Annotated in this window: 12 protein-coding genes; 5 read left to right on the top strand and 7 right to left on the bottom strand. The window is 60.7% G+C overall.

Annotated features, from left to right (window positions below; all coding sequences use genetic code 11):
- Position 1: 1 nt before the first annotated feature.
- Together PU724_RS22720 and PU724_RS22715 are read right to left on the bottom strand one after the other, a co-directional pair.
- Positions 2–967, bottom strand: a complete 966-nt coding sequence (locus tag PU724_RS22720) for an NUDIX hydrolase (protein WP_354422984.1) — start codon at positions 965–967, stop codon at positions 2–4.
- A gap of 123 nt (positions 968–1,090) precedes the next feature.
- Positions 1,091–1,960, bottom strand: a complete 870-nt coding sequence (locus PU724_RS22715; protein ID WP_127310792.1) for a LysR family transcriptional regulator — start codon at positions 1,958–1,960, stop codon at positions 1,091–1,093.
- A gap of 233 nt (positions 1,961–2,193) precedes the next feature.
- Between PU724_RS22715 and PU724_RS22710 the strand changes: the two genes are divergently transcribed.
- Positions 2,194–2,349, top strand: a complete 156-nt coding sequence (locus tag PU724_RS22710) for a YjiS-like domain-containing protein (RefSeq protein ID WP_127283540.1) — start codon at positions 2,194–2,196, stop codon at positions 2,347–2,349.
- Between the two features lie 147 nt (positions 2,350–2,496).
- Here the strand turns inward: PU724_RS22710 and PU724_RS22705 are convergent, their stop codons facing one another.
- The 4 genes from PU724_RS22705 to PU724_RS22690 all read right to left on the bottom strand — a co-directional run bounded on the left by PU724_RS22705 (position 2,497) and on the right by PU724_RS22690 (position 9,768).
- Entirely contained in the window at positions 2,497–3,942 is a 1,446-nt protein-coding gene (locus tag PU724_RS22705; protein WP_354422832.1) for an adenylate/guanylate cyclase domain-containing protein, read from the bottom strand.
- 113 nt (positions 3,943–4,055) lie between these two features.
- Entirely contained in the window at positions 4,056–7,136 is a 3,081-nt protein-coding gene (locus PU724_RS22700) for an ATP-binding protein (RefSeq protein WP_354422834.1), read from the bottom strand.
- A gap of 97 nt (positions 7,137–7,233) precedes the next feature.
- Positions 7,234–9,096 (bottom strand): hypothetical protein, encoded by a 1,863-nt coding sequence (locus tag PU724_RS22695; RefSeq protein WP_354422836.1) that lies wholly within the window; start codon positions 9,094–9,096, stop codon positions 7,234–7,236.
- 48 nt (positions 9,097–9,144) lie between these two features.
- Positions 9,145–9,768: a nuclear transport factor 2 family protein gene (locus PU724_RS22690; protein WP_354422838.1), complete on the bottom strand. Its 624-nt coding sequence runs from the start codon at positions 9,766–9,768 to the stop codon at positions 9,145–9,147.
- A 274-nt stretch (positions 9,769–10,042) separates the two neighbouring features.
- Here PU724_RS22690 and PU724_RS22685 point away from each other — a divergent pair, with 274 nt between their 5' ends.
- Positions 10,043–11,110, top strand: a complete 1,068-nt coding sequence (locus tag PU724_RS22685) for a M35 family metallo-endopeptidase (RefSeq protein WP_354422840.1) — start codon at positions 10,043–10,045, stop codon at positions 11,108–11,110.
- Positions 11,111–11,246: 136 nt separating this feature from the next.
- Here PU724_RS22685 and PU724_RS22680 read toward each other — a convergent pair whose 3' ends face one another.
- Positions 11,247–13,583 (bottom strand): mechanosensitive ion channel family protein, encoded by a 2,337-nt coding sequence (locus tag PU724_RS22680; protein ID WP_426213652.1) that lies wholly within the window; start codon positions 13,581–13,583, stop codon positions 11,247–11,249.
- A 339-nt stretch (positions 13,584–13,922) separates the two neighbouring features.
- Here PU724_RS22680 and PU724_RS22675 point away from each other — a divergent pair, with 339 nt between their 5' ends.
- Genes PU724_RS22675 through PU724_RS22665 form a run of 3 tightly spaced genes read left to right on the top strand, consistent with a single transcriptional unit; the run spans position 13,923 to position 17,531 of the window.
- The gene (locus PU724_RS22675) at positions 13,923–15,137 is read left to right on the top strand and encodes a glycosyltransferase family protein (protein WP_127283545.1); all 1,215 of its coding nucleotides are present in this window, start codon (positions 13,923–13,925) and stop codon (positions 15,135–15,137) included.
- Position 15,138: 1 nt separating this feature from the next.
- Positions 15,139–16,383: a glycosyltransferase gene (locus PU724_RS22670; protein ID WP_354422844.1), complete on the top strand. Its 1,245-nt coding sequence runs from the start codon at positions 15,139–15,141 to the stop codon at positions 16,381–16,383.
- On the top strand, positions 16,380–17,531 hold the full coding sequence (locus PU724_RS22665) for a glycosyltransferase family protein (protein ID WP_354422846.1): 1,152 nt from the start codon (positions 16,380–16,382) through the stop codon (positions 17,529–17,531). The genes PU724_RS22670 and PU724_RS22665 overlap by 4 nt, the downstream gene beginning before the upstream one ends.
- Position 17,532: the final 1 nt, after the last annotated feature.

Genomic DNA, 17,532 nt, shown 5'->3' with positions numbered 1-17,532 from the left:
GTCAAGCGCGTGAAAGTGGCAATTTTGTCCCTGTGACAGTTCGTTCCGCCAGAACCGTCTGGCGGAAGCGGAAGCGCTTGGCCGGTCTCCCGCCGGTGTCCGACATCGTCTCCCCGGTCTCCTCGACCAGGTCCTGCTGTTCGATAAGGCGCCGGAAATTCTGTTTGTGCACGAGTCGCCCGGCGAGCGCTTCGACGGTGCGCTGCAATTGCAAGAGCGTGAAAGCCGGCGGCATCAGCTCGAACACGACGGGGCGGTATTTGATCTTGGTTCGAAGCCTGGCGATTCCGGTCGCCAGAATGCGGCGGTGGTCGGCAGTCATTGGTCGGCCCGGAATGGCCGGCGGAACGCCATTGTCCCGGCCGCGTGTAGCCTCCGGCACCAGCGCGGCCTCATAGAGCAGTTCGTAGCGCTGCAGAGCAAGCTCCTCGTTCCAGCCGCGATCATCCAGGCCGAAGGCATATGCCACGCGTTGCCGGCGATCGCGGCGCACGCCGAGATCCTCGGCAACGTCGGCCCAGGCCAAAAGCCGGGGCATGAGGATATCGGCCAGAATGGGCGGCGCGCCCGCGCGGTGATCCTCCCACGGAAAATACTCGTACCAGACCCGCCAACCATGCGTGGGAAACCTTTCGGCCTGCTCTTCCCGCGTCAGGCCGAGGTAGCTGATCGATATCTGCACGCGCGCATCGCCTGTCCTGTCGCGATCGGCAAACGTGTAGAGCTGTTCGATATAGCCTAGCAGGTGACCGGTCTGCCGCTCCACCCATGCCCGCAAGCCCGATTGCAAGGAGCGATGGTCGAGCTCGAAAGGGCCGGACGGCAAAGCTTGCGCCTGCTCGATGGTCAGGACGCGCGGCTCGCCATTCGTCACGGCAATGACGACAGCGATCAGGTCCGCACTGACGGGATGACTCTGATCGTTCCTCTGAGCCTGCCTTGTCGCCTGGGTTGTATCGTATTGCATGGACTTCGATGGATTCCTGAAATCAGGTGGATGGCAGGCAAAGCCAAGAGAAAGGTGAACTGCCGCCTGCCACCCGTCAACGCTTTGCACGGAAGAAGGGTCTTGAGATCGGCCCTTGGGGGCTCATTGCATCGGCGTCTCGCCGCGAAACAGCGGCTGGTGCGCTTGCATCAAGGCGGCAATCCGGTCGGCGACTTTTCGCACCGGCGGCGAGTGGCGTTCCTCGTGATGGGTGACGATCCACTGGTCGGTTTCCAGTTCGGGGATGGGTCGGGCGACGCGCACCAGTCGTGGATCGCTGTCGCCGACGAAGCACGGAAAGATCGAAAGGCCGGCGCCGGCGGCCACCAGTTCTCGCACCGAATGGGTGTTGTTGCCGCGCACCGCGATGCGGTCGCCGTGATGGGCTTGCAGCCAGCGCGCCGAGGCAACGTTTGCCCCTTCGCCGGTGACGCCGACGAACAAGCCGGCGGCGATGCCGTTGATCAGGTGGCGTCCGGAATAAAGCGCGTGGGCGACCTTGCCGCTCTGACGGCCAGCCAGCCACTGCTCGGTCGGGCGCTCGCTGCGGATGCCGACGTCGGCGGCACGACGTCCGATGTCGACCCGGTCGGTGGTGGTGACGAACTCCATCCTTATGCCGTCATCGACCGTCCAGACCTCGCCGATATGGGCGGAAATGAAAGCCGAGGTCCATGGCCCGGCCGAGACGCGGACAATGCGGTCGGGCAGGCTTCCTTCGCGCCAGCGGGTCAGCGACTGCATTGCCGCCTCGACGTCCTCGGCGCGCCGCAGCAATTCTTCGCCGACCGGGGTCAGCCGGTAGCCGGTCTGCTGACGCACGAACAGCGGCTCGCCGATCTGCTTTTCAAGCGCGGTGACGCGTCGTCCAAGGGTAGCTGCGCTGAGGCGCGTGGTCGCCGTCGCCGCGCTCAGGCCACCCAGTCGCGCAACGTCGAGAAACAGCCTCAGATCGTCCCAGCCAATATCCATTTTGCAGAAATGAAAAATGCCTTGCGACCTTGGCTGTAGCGCGAAGCGGGCATCATCGCAAGTATGCAGCCATTGGCGGCCTTGGACAATCGTGCCTGGCGGGACAGCGGCAGGTGCCCAGGCTGATCAGAAAGCCAGTGCAGTCCCTTCGGTCATGCACCCGCTTGCACAGGCTCTTTGCGTTTTCGAGAAACCCGGCGTGCGGGGCATTCCGCGCGTCAAAGGAGACAATCATGTTGTATGAACTTCGAGACCGTTTCACCCGCTGGCTTGTCTATCGTCAGACGCTTGCGAGCTTGCGGCGGGTTCCGGACAGAACCCTGGCGGATGCCGGCATTTCTCGCGAACACATCCGTGAGCATGCCCGTCGCGCCAGCCAGCATCATTGAGATCACCGAAGTGGCGGCGCCAGATCCCGCCTTCATCGGCAGATCGTGCATCTCGACGAGATTGGGAAGGCGCTGGCATCACCATGTGATGTTTCCAGCCTGCAGGCTGAACCGGTCGGCCGGCTTGGAGCCGGCACGCAATCGTATCTATCCCCGCATGATGCGGTAGACGGTTGCATCGCCCTCTACGCCCCGAAGAGGCGCGTCAAAAGCAACGACACGATGGCCGGCAAGCATTTCGCTGACCCCGGGCGCGGAATGGAGCGCCTCGGAAATGCAGATCTGGCCGGCTTCCGCCAGCGATTGCACGCGCGCGGCGACATTCACCGTCTGGCCGAAATAGTCGAGGTTGTCGTTGAGCGTCACGGCGATCGACGGCCCACAGTGGGCACCGATCTTGAGGATGATCCCTGGCCCGTCGTGCTCGCCGTTGAAGCGATCGATGTCTTCAAAGATGTGCAGTGCAGCCGAAATCGCATCCGAAGGCTGCGAGAATACTGCCATCACCGCATCCCCGATCGTCTTGACCACCGCTCCGGCATGTTGCTGCACCGCCGCGTTGACCAGGGCGAAATGCTCGCGGACCAAAGCATAGGCGTTGAGGTCACCAAGGTGCTCGTACATGGCGGTCGAACCCTTGAGGTCCGTGAACAGGAAGGTGATCTGCCGGATGCCGAGCCCCTCCTTCTCGTCGACACGTTCGGACCGGAAGAGCTGGCGGAAGGTCTGCCGCGCAAGCAGCGCTCCACCGGAAACATAGGGGTCGAAATCGAGCGCCGGCTTGGTCGTCAGTGCGACAAGCTCGGGCGGCCAGTTGATGGCAAGCAACGAACCTCGCACCGGCCCTCTGTTCGCGACCTCAATGACAATCGGACCGGGTGGCACGGCGGGCAATGCCGGCAAGAAGCGTTTGCCGTCGTAGTCGATCTTCAGGAGTGTCGGCGCCGATACCTGGTCGCCTGATATCGGCACCGCGAATGCGGCCTGCGTCTGCACGTTGACGCCCGCAAGCGCGCCCGGTCCCAGGTCGGCGCGGAGCACTGTGGTGGTGCCGGGCGGCAGAAACGTCATGCCCCGAACGAAGCCGCGCAGTAGGTCTAGAAAGCGAACGTCTTGCCCCGGTAGCCGCCCGTCATGTCCGAAGTGGAGCTTCCAGTGAAAATCCTCGACAGAGAGCGTCTCGGGATCGTGGTACGGCAGGCGCCGCAGCTTCGGCGATATCGAGAAGGTGACCTCGATGAAGTCGTCAAGGTCGGTGTCGCCGGATACGTCGCACAGGCCACAGACGTAGTGGGTCTTCAGCGTGCGCAGGGCGCCGAAACTATCGAGCACCATCCCGGACTGTGGACAGAGCACATCCCAGCTCATGTCGAACAAGCCGCAGCGGGCGGCATGAAGGAAGAGGTCGATTGCTTCAGGCTCGGCGATCGCGCGGTCGCGAGCAAAGGCCAACGGATTGACGCGATGGAGTGAGTGGTCGTCGGCGCTCCTGATCAGCGTCTCGAATTTCGAGATGACGCGTGGGCTCCAGGCTCGCGACTGCTCCACCTTGGTCATCTTGCTTTCGAGAAGACGATCGTTGACTACCGTCACGCCGGATCCTCAATCTTGATGGGCTGCGGAGGCTGCTGGAAACTTTCCAGCGAAATCAACAGCGGAGCTATCCGGCGCCCCGCCGGCCGATCGTAGCTGGCACAAGGCGTCGATCACGCCACGTCTGCTGCGATGAACCAATCGTTGATCTCCCGCAATTCCGCACGGGCCTCTTCGAACCTGCCCTGTGACCGCAATAGCTTCGCCAGACTGGTGGTCGCCTGCAGCTCCCAACTCCTGGCGTTCTGCCGCCGCGCAAAGGCAATCGCCTCGCGGAAAGAAGCCTCTGCCGCCCTGTCTCCCGCTCCGTTCGCAAGTTCGATCTCACCGCGAATGCGAAGCAAGGCGGCCGTAAAGTAATGCTCGCCGATCTTTTCGGCCTCGTGCAGACCTTTCTCAACGGTCTCTGCCGCTATATCGAATTGTCCAGAGTTCATGAAAGCCTTGGCGAGTAAACCTAAATAACACGACTTGTCGACCTCCTGATCTTCAAGGTCATTTTCGGTCAATGCCATCATGTGGCTTCCCGCCAGATTGTCATCGAGGTCCGATGCAGCCAGGCCGCCAAAAAAGCGCGCCACCCTTGCCCAGAGATTGAAGCCGTTTTCCTGCGCCAGCGGCAGGAGTTCGTCGGCAAGCCGAGCGATCAAACTGCTTTCTTCGCGGAAGGCGAACAACACGCAGCCGTTTCCCAGGCAAGCGGCCAGGCGATAGGCGGGCTGCTGCCGAACGGTCGTCTCGGCCTCGAGGTAGAGTTTGAGCGCCTGACGGCGATATCCCAAAATATGCAAGGTCCAGGAAAGGTAGATCATGGCCATGCTCGGAAAGTCGCTGCCGACCTTGTCCGCGCTTTCCTTGTGGCTGAGAGCGCGCTCGAGATATTGCCGGGCCGCCACCAACTCGCCCTGACTGAACAGGGTCATCCCCTTGAACTGCAAACCTATGACGAGCGCGTTCAGATAGCCGCCGTCCTCGCCAACCCGGATCAACTCATCGCTGGCTGCAAGGGCCTTGCCAAACTGGCCCGAGTTGAAATGGGTTCCGAAAAGCCCGTCGAGCGCCCTGATCGTCGCTTCCGGTTCGCCGAGCTTCCCGCTCAGTGCTATAGCCCGCTGATATGCGGCACTGCCTTCGCCGGTCACGTAGCCTTGCGCGGCGTAGAGCACGTCGCCCAGCTCCAGTTCGAAGCGAAGCAGCTTGCGGCTGCGATCGTCGGAATCGGGCAAGAGTTTCGCGGCTTCAAGCCCCTTCCTGAAGATACGCACCGCGTCAGCTTTTGCCCAAGTCTTGGCTGCCTTCACCCCTGCGAGCAGCCAGTAATCGGCGGCGCGATCGAACAGACCCGCGTCGGCGAAATGCTCGGCGAGCACTTCGGGACGGGCAAAAGCCGCGTTGCGGTCGCGCAGTTCGATACATTCGGCAATCAACCGATGAATCTGCTGCGCACGTTCGTGTAGCATCGTGCCCCTGGCGGCCTGCTGCAGGAGCACGTGGCTGAACGAAAAGCCCGCGCCGGCTGTCCCTCGCTCGGCGACGACCAGCCCCGTTCGCATCAGGTCGCCAACTGCGTTGCGCAGCTCCGCTTCGGGCCAATCGCAAATCTCGCGCAGTATGTCGAAGTCAAATTTCCGGCCGATCGCCGCTGCGATCTGCGCGACTTCCTTTGCTGGCCCCAGCCTGTCGAGGCGGGCAAGCAGCAAGAACTGCAGGGAGTTTGGAATGTTGTTCGCGAGTGACAAACGCTTGGGCTGCGCTGCGTCCAGCCGCAACCCTGTTTCGACCACGCTCCGGGTAAGCTCTTCGATATAGAGCGGGACGCCTTCACTGCGATCAAGCACCACTGAAACATCGGCGGCGACCGCGTTCGGACTAATGTCATGGACAATCGCTTCGGCATCCTCGCGCCCGAGCGCTTCAAGCCTGATGTGATGCACATCCGGCCTGTTGAACCATGGAAGGCTTGCGGTGTTCCTGCTCGATACGAGCAGCAGCGCGGGGGTCGCAGCCAGGCTGGCGACGATCTTGTCGAGAAGCTCGCGCGAGGTCGCATCGGCCCATTGTTCATCTTCGAACAAGATCAGGATCGGGGTGGTGCGCGCCAGATAACCGACCAGATCCATCAACGCCTGTTCGGCGATGTTGCGCTGCCGTTCGGCGCTAATTCCCTCGAGCCTGTCCGGCCTGGCCGTTGGTATGCCGAGCAGGCTTGAGAAGATCGCCAGCGCGACGTCGCTGGACACCGAACCCATCGACAATCCGTTGCTGAGCTTTCGGAGCTTTTCTTCCGTTGGATCACCGTCCTCGATCGTTGCGATCCTCTGCAATTCGGCGAGGAATGGATAAAGGGTGCTGTTCTCGAAGGTCGGAGAACATTGCATGGTCAGCTGCGGAAAGCTGCGCAGGCGCTGCTGGATCTCGTTGAGCAACCGGGATTTGCCGATTCCCGACTCTCCCGAGACCCACACCGCACTGCCGCGCCTGTCGCGCACGACGGTCTCCCAGCGCTCCATCAGCAGTCGCAGTTCGGCATTGCGGCCGCAAAGCCTGGTCATATGCGCGCGCTTTGCAAAACGGGTTGGCACCATACGCTGCCGCTGCACCTGCCAAACCTGGACCGGTTCGGCGAATCCCTTCAGCTCATGTTTGCCGAACCTGGTGAAATCGATTGCGCCGCTCGCCGCCTCGAAGGTCGCCGCGTCGACAAGGACCATATTCGGCTTGGCCAGTACCTGCAGCCGCGCCGCCAGATGCGCGACGTGGCCGAAGGCGACGGTGGATACGCCACTCGGCGCGCCGACGAACTCCCCCACCACGACCTGGCCGCTCGCGATGCCCACCCGCACTTGCAACGGATATCCCTGATTTGCCGAGATGGTGGCCACCGCATCGACGATCTCGAGCGCCGCCAGCACCGCGACCTCGCTGTCGTCCTCGCCAGCTATCGGATAACCGAAATAGGCCTGTATGGCGTCGCCGATGTAGCTGGCCGTCACACCCTTGTGGCGCCGCACGACGCTGCTGCAGGTCTGCAGAAAGCTCTCAATCAGGCGTTGGAAATCCTCGGGATCCAGGCGGTCGGCATATTCGGTCGACCCCACCATGTCGCAAAACAGGATGGTGAGATAACGCCGCTCCGCAACAGACTTCGCCGGGCCGGGCAAAATCGGGCTAGCCAATGGAACCGGCGTGGTCACGCTCCGGGACCCTCCTTGGTGCGGCGACCATTTAGCACTCGGTCATGTTATCGCAAATCGCGGCGCTCACCAGCCGCTTTCGATCGCGTCAGATGGATCATCGATGCTCGTCACACCGAACGTCGGCATAGACCAAATGGTCTGCCTCGCTGAATGCCGCTTGGCTTTGGTCGAAGCAGAACCGTTTGGGCACCAGCCGGATCAAGGTGCGTCGGTTGCATTCGCCAGGCAGATCGATCTGGAAGGTGCGCGGCGTCATCGACGGCGTCGGGTCGCTCCATTTCGTGTGGCCGGCAAACGAAACGTCCTGGACCAGCAAGCTGGAGCCGGCTGAACTGACGGGACCGGAGATGGCCACGGCGTCGGTTCCTTTTGCCTGCTCGATGCTCGGATATTCGCCGCTTTGCGGTGGATCCCCGTTTGCCGGAATCGCGCCGGCGCCGACTGCCACATTGATCCTGACATCGTCGCGCTCAGGAACGCCACCGTAGCTGTTGCGAAAGGTCCAGCTTACGCGAAGGACAGGCGTCTTCACCGCCGCTCCGGGCAGGGGAGGCAAAACCTGAATCCCGGCATCGGCGAGCGAAGAGCCTTCATCCTCCGCCTCCGGCGCCGGGCAGCCGGTGTAGAGCGGGCGGTAGCCGCACTCGGAGCCGCCGGCTCCCCACAGACAGTCGCTCAGCTTGCGCCAGTCTTCCGAGCTCAGTCGCGGCGCGCTGGAGGACAGGTCATTGCCCGACCCCGGCAACATCCAGGGATGGATGCCACCGCTGCCGGCCGCCCAGTTCGTGCGGTGTGCTTCTATCTCGGCGTAGACGACCTGTTCCTCGTGCAGCTCGAGCAACTGGACCCAGGTCGGCAACGTGACTGTCGGCTCGTGCCCCGCCGCGTCGGCGGCAAAACGGCGGCCCGTGACTTGTGTGGTAAGCGTGTGGCAGCTTGTGCAGTTGCCCGTCGGATCTTCGACCGTCCTGGCTTGGCTGAGTTCATTGCGGTAGGTGCCGGTGTAGCCGGAGCCGACCACGCGGAACGGCGCGTCCGGCAACCGCGGCCGGTGCGGTAGAAAATCGCCCAGGCTGAAGGCCGTCGATCTGGCATCGCCGGCCGAACGAAAACCGACCCTGCTCTGCGCAATGTGCGGATCGATCACATAGGGGCTTTTGTTGTCATGGCATGCATGGCACGAGATCTGGAACGTCGGATCATAGTTTTTCTCCGCCGTGTCCCTTCCCGCTTCATCGGAATAGCTGCGCCCGCCCGGCGGAACGAAGGGCTTTGACCAATCGAACTGGCTCTGGTCCTTGCGGCCGTCGAAGAAGACAATTTCTCCGGATTTCCGGTTGAACCCGATGGTGCCGAAGACGGAAAACCTCGGATCCGACCGCGTCCAGTAGGGATCGGTGCTGACCTCCTGGCTGATATTGGATTTCCTGCAGAGGAACAGCCATTCCACGTTGCCGCGCACGACCCTTACGACACGTGAGTTCAGCCCACAGTAGGTCGTGCTGCCGGTCAGCGAAGGCTTGTCGCATTTGGGCAATGTCGCCGTCCATTTCACCACCTCTCCGTTCTCGTTCCTGTGCTCGAACTCCAGCGGAGTGCCCGGTTTTGTTGGATTGGGCTTGAGGTCGACGACATTGCCGTCGACTTCCAGTGGGATGACCTTCATCTGTGGGCTGTCGCAATCGCCGTCGGGAATAGGACCGAAGATCGCTCGCGCTTCATCGCCAGACCTGGTTATGACGTCGGTGCTCTTTGAGGCCGGCGCCCAAAAGATGTCGGGATTCCATCGCGTAACGGCGTTGGCGAACGACTTCGAATCCAGGTCGTCCTGATCGGAGCCGTGCCTCTCACCGGCTTGCGGCGTCGATACGAAAGCTGCATGTCGAAGCCCGATCGTCCCGGATATTAGGACAAACACAATGCCGAGGACCGCAGCGATCAGCGCAACGGCACGCATTTCAGCCCACTGGAGCGTGCCAGTGAACCCATGGCCGATCTTTAGGCGTCATCGCTTCTTCGCTGCGATAGAGCCAGCAACATAGTCGGCGTAGACTGTAAGCGATTGAAATCGCCACCTGCCGTCGTCCCCCTTTACAAAAGAGGCCCGGGCATCCGCCGAATAGTCAAGAACCGGTGCCGGAGAGTGGGAGTCCTGCAGAGTCACCAGGACTATCGATTTGGTGTTCACCGTCTTATCGTCAACCACGTCGAACAAGGTATTGGTCACGAGGTGCCGAGTCTGGAGGCTATCGGTCTCCATCTTCTTAAGTATTATTGTCATCTGTCCGAGGAGATCGGTTGCCGACTCCGGACCCATGCCGAGTGTCAACTTGAGGATACTGTTGCCTGAACTGCAAATCTTATAGTAAGACGATCTCGGTTCCGCAAAGAGACCAGTGAACGCGGGTGCATTTCTTTCGTCGATCGTCCAGGCATAGCGGGACAAGAGATCTTGAATTGCTTGACGATCCTCGGCCGGAGGATTCTCGACATCCCAACCGGCAGTAGCATCTGTTCCGCAGGAATCAGCTGAAGCAGTGCCGCTTAAAGCAAAAAAGAACCCACAAACCAGGGCAAGATTTCTCAAACTCGCGCAGTTAGTGATTATGCCTTTCCAACGCTCGCTCATGATGGCCCCCTCTATGGAGCTTGATGGGAAAGTACCCATTCATCTTATACCACCCCGAAAGAGGTGTCAGTCGAAATCGCTGACATTCGCGGCAACGGACATGATTTCGCGTTCCTGTTTTTTTGAATCTGAGGTAAGTTGCAATGCCCAGCCCGCAGCAATTTCATTCCTAATTTGTAAGGTAGGCTGCGGGCGATTCAGGTATGTTATCGCAAACTAAAAACTCACGTAGACGCAGCAATTCCGTCTGATCGTGGTTATATGGGAGCGTAAAATGCCAAGTATTGTTCGGAGTGTGACGCTTGTACTTTTGTATTTTTTTAGCCTTGTGCCCTTGGCGTTTGCGCAGCAGAATCAGGAAATTGAGATAGTTCTGCAATCGCGCCTGACTTCTTATGGAAACGATACCCCCCTAACTATTGTTTTTACTCTCACGAACCGATCGGGCAGCCCGATCAGGGTGCTCAGATGGACCACGCCGATCGACGGCGTCTCGGGCCAAATTTTTTCAGTGACGAGAGGGTCGCAGCCAATTCAGTATATTGGCCCTTTGGTGAAGCGAGCAGAACCGACCGAGGCTGATTTTATCGATATCGAACCCGGACGATCGATTTCGGCGACCGTCGATCTGTCATTGTACTACGCCATCTATGAAGCAGGGAACTATGCGGTTACCTATGATACAGAGCGAGTGGGTCTGCTGGTTGGTCATCCAGCTGCCCTGAGACGCGCCCAGGTTCTGAGCAACGCCGCCACGTTCAGGCTTCTATCCGGTCGAATTCCTCCGGAACGGATACCGCTCTCGGCACCCAGATTCGACCATTGTGACAGCTCTCAACAGGCTGATATTGGCGCTGCGCTGGCGGAGGCAAACAACATAGCCTCGGCTGCCCTGCAGGTTTTGCAGGGCACGCCCTCTGCCCAGCAGCCGAATTCCCAACGATATCGGACATGGTTTGGGGCGCATACCGTAGGACTGTACGCAAAGGCCACTGGAAATTTCTCGAAGATTGCGGATGCTCTTGCAAACAAGACAATAACGTTTGGATGCCACGGCAGCATCTGCGGACCGGATGTCTATGCGTATGTGTTCCGTGATCAACCTTATAATATTTTTGTTTGTCAAAAGTTCTGGTCGGCCGCTCTGAAAGGAACGGATTCAAGATCTGGAACGATTGTACACGAAATTAGTCACTTTGAGGTCGTCGCCTTCACGGACGACTATTCCTCCGGCGGTCAAAATTTCGCCAAGCAACTCGCGGTTGAAAACCCCCCGCAAGCTACAGAAAATGGCGATAGTCATGAATACTTTGCCGAAAATAGCCCCGAGCTTCCGATGTGAGGAACGCCACACCCAATTGAGCTAGCATGGATGCGGGTGCCGCATCGCCATCGGAAACGAGCAAGGATCACCGAGGGTTGCAGCCTCGTTGATGCAAATCGACATTCCGCGGCGACCAGCGGGCGTCACAGCTTTCCTACTCCGTTGTGCTCGCTTTTTTTCTGCGCCGATTGGTATGCGACTGCGCAACGGCCATCTTTAGCTCCGGTGTGATCTCCACAGGCGCATTCTCTGCCCCATGTGGGTTCTGCAGCCCCTCGACGTGGACGGTCGGGAATGGGAGTTCGATGCCCTGCTCCTTGAAGGCCTGGCGGAGGCGTAGAAAGAATCTGCCTTTCATAGCGAAGGCGCCTCCAGGCCTGGTTGTGACCTTGACCCTCAATACGATGCCGTACTCACCGAACTCCTGTACGCCCTGCATCTTGATCGGTTCGATCACCCAGTGTTTGAATTCGGGATCTTCCGCCAACTCCAGGCCTATCCGCTTGATCAGCTTGCGAGCGAAGTCGATGTCGGTGTCATAGCCGACGGTGATGTTGAATTTGTCGGTAACCCAGTCGCGGCTCTGGTTCTGGACGGCTCCGAGTTCACCGAAAGGTATTGTGAACAGCGGGCCCCGATGGTGCCGCAGCTTCACGGAGCGCAGCGAAAAGCTCTCCACCGTACCCCTGTAGCTGCCCGATGAAATGTATTCGCCGACGCGAAACGCATCGTCGAGCAGATAAAACACGCCTGAGATCACGTCCTTGACGATGGTTTGTGCACCAAAACCCACGGCGACGCCGACGACGCCGGCGCCGGCAATCAGCGGGCCGATCTGGATACCAATTGAGGCGAGCATCATCAGCACCGCCATAACGACGATCACTGCCAGCAGAATGTTCTGGATGATGGGCAACAGCGTGCGCAGCCGCGCCTGCTGCGGATCGAGGGTTGGGATGTCCTCCTCGCCGATCACCGCATGCGGCGTTTCGATGCCCAGCTTTCGTTCGATCAAGGCCTTGATGATCGACCAGCCGAAATCGGCGGCAAGAGCAATGACAATGACATTGATCAAGCCGCGCAATATGAGCGTGGTCGTCGTATCGCCGTCTCGCATGGCCTGCATGTCCAGACCCCAGACACGCGCAAGAAGGTAAGCCGCCGCCAGGATCAGGATCATCCGGATTCCGCGATCGATCACAGCGATCGTCACCGCCGGGATCGTAGGCCGGCCGGCATCTTCCGAACCCGGCCGCAGGACGAAATTGACCCCGCGCTGCGTCAGCAGGATTGCAAAAGGCAGGACGAATGCGGCCAAGGTAAACCAAAACCACGTGTACAGGCCGACGATGCGCTCCAGGAACAGAGCGACGAAATAGGCAGTCAACAGCCATGTCGCTGCCGTGTGGCCGTGCCCATCGTCCCGCCGTGTCCTAGGCCGACGCCAGACGGCAAGCAGCAGGAGCACCAGCAGCACGAAATCGGCGCCCACCGACAGCACCATCATGCCGTCACGGTCGATGCCGAGACCCGGCAGGAGGATAAAGGCGGCGGCGAAGAAGGCGAAGACGCCGACGATCCGCGTCAGCCAATAGGACCAATGGTCGGCCGTCTCGTTGCTGACCGGCAAGGCACGAACCTCGACGGCGTTCTCGACCTGCATGAAGGAAGGGACGAGCAGGGCTATGAGGTACGTGCGCACCCCCCATGTAACGACTGCAGCCATCAGGAATGTCAGCACGATCTCACGGATGAGCATTGGCCAGTCGAACAGCATGAACGCGCCGGCGCTGCCCAGCGCGAACGAGACGATCAGCAGGCTGGAATAAAGCAGGCGGCCACCAATCTTCTTGGCCCGCCCGGTCGGCGTATCCTTCGATTGCGCGATAATCCAAAGGCGAAATGGACGCGTCAGCTTGTACGTTGCCCAGGTGAGCGCAAGGCCGGCAGCGATGAAAATCGCGATCAGCATCAATACGCCGGCAGGTCCCCTGCTGGACATATCCTCCATGGTCGCTTCCCGAACGCGCGCGAATTGGCCGGGCAGCGAGGGCAAAGTTCGCACGATCCGTTCGATGTGATGCTTGATCCGATCGAGCGTCGAGGATGCCATCGTGTTCATCTGGCCCGGTGCGGCCGCGGCGTCGGACGATGCGTCAGCCGGTGAAGCGCCTGCCGCGGCAGGGGCTGCCGTTGAGCCGGCGTCCTGATTTCGTTGTTCGGCCACCCAGGCCTTCACCGACGGATCGTCGAGAAGCTCGAACAGCTGTTTGACCCTTTCGGGCGGGACGGTCGCCGGCGCCTGGGCCTGTGCCGGACCGGCCAGGAAGAGGGCTATCCCGACGACAAGCGACCCGGCAATCAGGACAAACATCGCGGTTAGATATCGGAGACGTCGTGCCGGACGCGCCGGATTCCTGGCTCCCAATCGTCGAATCATGAGCGGCATCGCGCTGTAGCCTTCCCTCAAAACGGCAAGCAAGACATCCATGCCCGTCGTTGCTCCTACCTTGAAGAAGCCCATGTTGTGGTGCAAGACGTCATCATTGCGAGCTAGACAATTGCGCGATATCGCCGCGCGTCCGTGCCCACAACGAAGTGTGATTCTGGAGTGAATAGCGCCATCGGGCCTTTCGCGTTCGCGCCGGTCGGCGCAGTGTGCAGAGAAGTCGGTGGGTTCGCGGATTGCTAGGCGATCTGCGGCTTCTTGGGTGATTCAAATTGAAAATTGCGCCTTCATGTTTCAAAACAGGTCGGTAGACCAGGATGGTTTCGGAGCCTGCGGGTCGGTGACGGCCCTCAAGGCGAGAATTCGAAAAGACGTTCAACAATGACCCAGCACGCAGAAAACACTCGAATTCTCATGTACAGCCACGACACGTTCGGGCTCGGCCACCTGCAGCGCTGCCGGACTATCGCGCATTCGCTGGTCGAGGATTTCCGCGGACTTCAGGTGCTAATCATTTCGGGTGCGACCATCGCTGGCGCCTTTGATTACCGCGCCCGTGTCGACTTCGTGAAGATCCCCAGCGTCATCAAGTTGCGCAACGGCGAATATACCTCGCTGGAAAAGGATATCGATCTGCACGAGACGCTAAGGATGCGCCAGTCGATTATCCGCCACACGGCCGAGAGCTTTCGGCCGGATATCTTCATCGTGGACAAGGAACCGCTCGGCCTGCGCGGCGAGATCGAGGACACGCTGTCCTACCTCAAGACGCGAGGCACCACGCTCGTGCTGGGCCTGCGCGAGGTGATGGATGCGCCGCATCTGCTCGAAGCCGAGTGGGCACGCAGGGATGTGATGCGAAAGATTGGCATGTTCTACGACAAGGTCTGGGCCTATGGTCCGCCGGATTTCTACGATCCGTTGACCGGCCTGGATGTGCCGCCGGCTGTCAGGGCAAAGATGACCTTCGTCGGTTTCCTGCAACGGAGCCTGCCGCGGAACGAGTTGCCCGGCCATCGGCCCGAGGGCGACTATATCCTCGTTACCACCGGTGGCGGGGGTGACGGCGCCGAACTGATCCACGACGTTATCGATGCCTATCAGCAGGATCCGCAATTACAGCACAGGGCGCTGATCGTGCTTGGGCCTTACATGCCGGCGCGCAAGCGCAACAAGCTGCTCAGGAAGGGGTCCAAGATCCCCTACATCAAGATCATCGAGTTCGACAACCGCATGGAAGACCTGATCGCCGGCGCCAAGGCGGTTGTGGCGATGGGCGGTTACAACACCTATTGCGAGATCCTGTCTTTCGACAAGCCGGCGCTGATCGTGCCGCGCATCGAACCCCGCGAGGAACAGCTGATCCGCGCCCGGCGTGCAGCAGAACTCGGCCTCATCGAGATGCTTTTGCCGGAAGAGGCCAAGGATTCCCAGCGGTTTGCCGATGCACTGGTGGCGCTGCCGGACCGGCCCCGCCCGTCACAGAGCAATCCGCATCTGACGCTGGAAGGGCTGCCTCATATTTCCGAAATCGTCGCGGAACTGCTCGACCGGCGGGCCGGCCATCACCTTTCGGTCATCGAAGGATCGAACTGAGTTGCAACGTCGCAAGATCGTCGTGGTTCTGAAGGGCTATCCGCGGCTGTCGGAAACCTTCATCGCGCAGGAACTGCTCGGTCTGGAGCGTGCGGGGTTCGACTTGGTACTCGTCGCGCTCAGGCGGCCGACCGACGCGAAACGCCACCCCGTGCATGACGAGATCAAGGCGCCGGTCCATTATCTGCCGGAATATCTGCATCAAGAGCCGCTACGCGTGGTTCGCTCGCTGTTTGCCTGTCTGCCGCGTCCGGGCTTCTGGCGCGCGCTCGGATCGCTGGCGACCGATATCCCCCGCGACTTTACGCGCAATCGCGTGCGCCGCTTCGGGCAGGCACTCGTGCTGGCGGCCGAATGGCCGCAGGACGCGGGATGGTTGCATGCGCACTTCGTGCACACGCCGGCATCGGTGACGCGCTATGCCAGCCTGCTTCTTGGTCTGCCCTGGAGTTGCTCGGCCCATGCCAAGGACATCTGGACTTCGGAGGACTGGGATCTGGCCGGCAAGCTGTCCTCGGCGCGTTGGACGGTCACCTGCACAAAAACAGGCTTCGACCGTCTGAAGGAACTCGCCAACGGCAACTCGTCCGTGCATCTGAGCTATCATGGGCTCGATCTTGATCGCTTCGGCAGCTTCGGCGAGGCGCGAAAGCAGCATGACGGCTCGGCGCCGGGCGAACCGGTTGTCGTTCTCAGTGTCGGGCGCGCCGTCGAAAAGAAGGGTTACGATATCTTGCTGGAGGCCCTTGCCCTCCTGCCAGCCGATTTGGCGTGGCGTTTCGAGCACATCGGCGGCGGCGAGGAACTGGAACGGCTCAAGGCGCTGGCGCGAAAGCTCGGCCTGGATGGTCGCGTCGCCTGGAAAGGTGCGCTTGCGCAGGAGGAGGTGCTTGAGCACTACCGAAGCGCCGACATTTTCGCCCTGGCCTGCAGGATCACTGCAAATGGTGACCGGGACGGCCTGCCGAATGTTCTGGTCGAGGCGGCCAGCCAGCGGCTTGCCTGCGTGTCGACCGATGTTTCCGGCGTGCCGGAGCTTTTGTCGCCGGATGAAACCGGGCTGCTGGTTCCGACGGAAAACCCGATTGCCTTGGCACAGGCGCTGGAGCGCCTGATCCGTGATCCCGCGCTGCGCGCTCGCCTCGGCGACGCCGCCGAACGGCGCGTGCGAAGCAATTTCGACCATATGGCAAGCATTGGGCAGCTCAAGCAGCTGTTCCAACAGGAGTGGCAGGCTGCCGAATGAAGCGGCTGCGCGCCTTCTTGTATGTCCAGCACCTGCTCGGCATCGGTCATCTCGCGCGCACCAGCCGCATCGCGGCGGCTCTGGTCGATGATGGGTTTGACGTCACCGTCGTGACCGGCGGAGCGCCGGTCGCGGGGTTTCCGGGACCGGGGGTAAAGTCGGTAATCCTGCCACCTGTCACCTCAAGTGATGAAGGATTTTCCGGCCTTGTCGACCTGCAAGGCAAACCCATCGACGATGATTTCAAGAAGCGGCGTTCAGAGATGCTGCTGCAGGCATTTCGGGATTGCAGGCCTGATATCGTCATGATCGAGGCGTTTCCATTTGGACGCCGGCAGATGCGTTTCGAACTCATGCCGCTGATCGAGGCCATCGACGCGACGTCGCCCAGGCCGCTGTTGGCGACGTCTGTCCGTGATATCCTTCAGGAGCGCGTCAAGCCGGGCCGAAACGAGGAAACGGTCGATCTTATCAACAGGCATTTCGACCTTGTCATGGTTCACGGCGATCCGGCTTTCGCAACCATCGACAAGACATTTCCACTGGCTGGGGCGATCACAGCCGAGGTCACCTACACGGGGCTCGTTGCGGCGCCGCCACCGCCCGCGGCCTCAGAGCGCTTCGACGTTCTGGTGTCGGTTGGCGGCGGCGCTGCCGGAAAACACCTGGTCAGCTCCGCCATCGCCGCCGCAAGGAATGCCAACAACGCTTGGAAATGGTGTTTGATCACCGGCCCAAACTTGCCGAAAGACGAATTTGACGCCATCGCGCGCGATGCCACGCCGGGGCTGTCCATCTTCCGGTTCCGCGAGGATTTCGCCAGCCTGCTGACCGGCGCCCGTCTGTCGGTCTCGCAGGCGGGTTACAACACGGTCTGCGATGTCCTGCGCGCGGGTTGCCGCTCCCTGCTGGTTCCATTTGCAGCCGGTGGGGAAACCGAACAAACGGTTCGCGCCCTGATGCTCGAAGAACTCGGTCTTGCAACGGTGCTGACGGAAAAGGACTTAACGCCTGAAGGTTTGGCGCAAGCGATCGAACAGGCGCTGGTGGCGCCGGCGCCATCCGCGCATCGCCTCGACCTGGAAGGCGCGCATCACGCGGCGCAAATCCTGCGCGAGCGGCATCGAACCTGGTCCTTGAAGTCCTAAC

The organism is Mesorhizobium abyssinicae, assembly GCF_049887195.1.
Taxonomy (GTDB): Bacteria; Pseudomonadota; Alphaproteobacteria; order Rhizobiales; family Rhizobiaceae; genus Mesorhizobium; species Mesorhizobium abyssinicae.
The sequence above is the reverse complement of the archived record's forward strand: the minus strand, read 5'-3'. Positions and strand labels throughout refer to the sequence as shown.

Coding starts and splice junctions, on each gene's coding strand:
- PU724_RS22720 (WP_354422984.1), bottom strand. CDS start 967: ATGCAATACGATACAACCCAGGCGACAAGGCAGGCTCAGAGGAACGAT.
- PU724_RS22715 (WP_127310792.1), bottom strand. CDS start 1,960: ATGGATATTGGCTGGGACGATCTGAGGCTGTTTCTCGACGTTGCGCGA.
- PU724_RS22710 (WP_127283540.1), top strand. CDS start 2,194: ATGTTGTATGAACTTCGAGACCGTTTCACCCGCTGGCTTGTCTATCGT.
- PU724_RS22695 (WP_354422836.1), bottom strand. CDS start 9,096: ATGCGTGCCGTTGCGCTGATCGCTGCGGTCCTCGGCATTGTGTTTGTC.
- PU724_RS22690 (WP_354422838.1), bottom strand. CDS start 9,768: ATGAGCGAGCGTTGGAAAGGCATAATCACTAACTGCGCGAGTTTGAGA.
- PU724_RS22685 (WP_354422840.1), top strand. CDS start 10,043: ATGCCAAGTATTGTTCGGAGTGTGACGCTTGTACTTTTGTATTTTTTT.
- PU724_RS22680 (WP_426213652.1), bottom strand. CDS start 13,583: ATGGATGTCTTGCTTGCCGTTTTGAGGGAAGGCTACAGCGCGATGCCG.
- PU724_RS22675 (WP_127283545.1), top strand. CDS start 13,923: ATGACCCAGCACGCAGAAAACACTCGAATTCTCATGTACAGCCACGAC.
- PU724_RS22665 (WP_354422846.1), top strand. CDS start 16,380: ATGAAGCGGCTGCGCGCCTTCTTGTATGTCCAGCACCTGCTCGGCATC.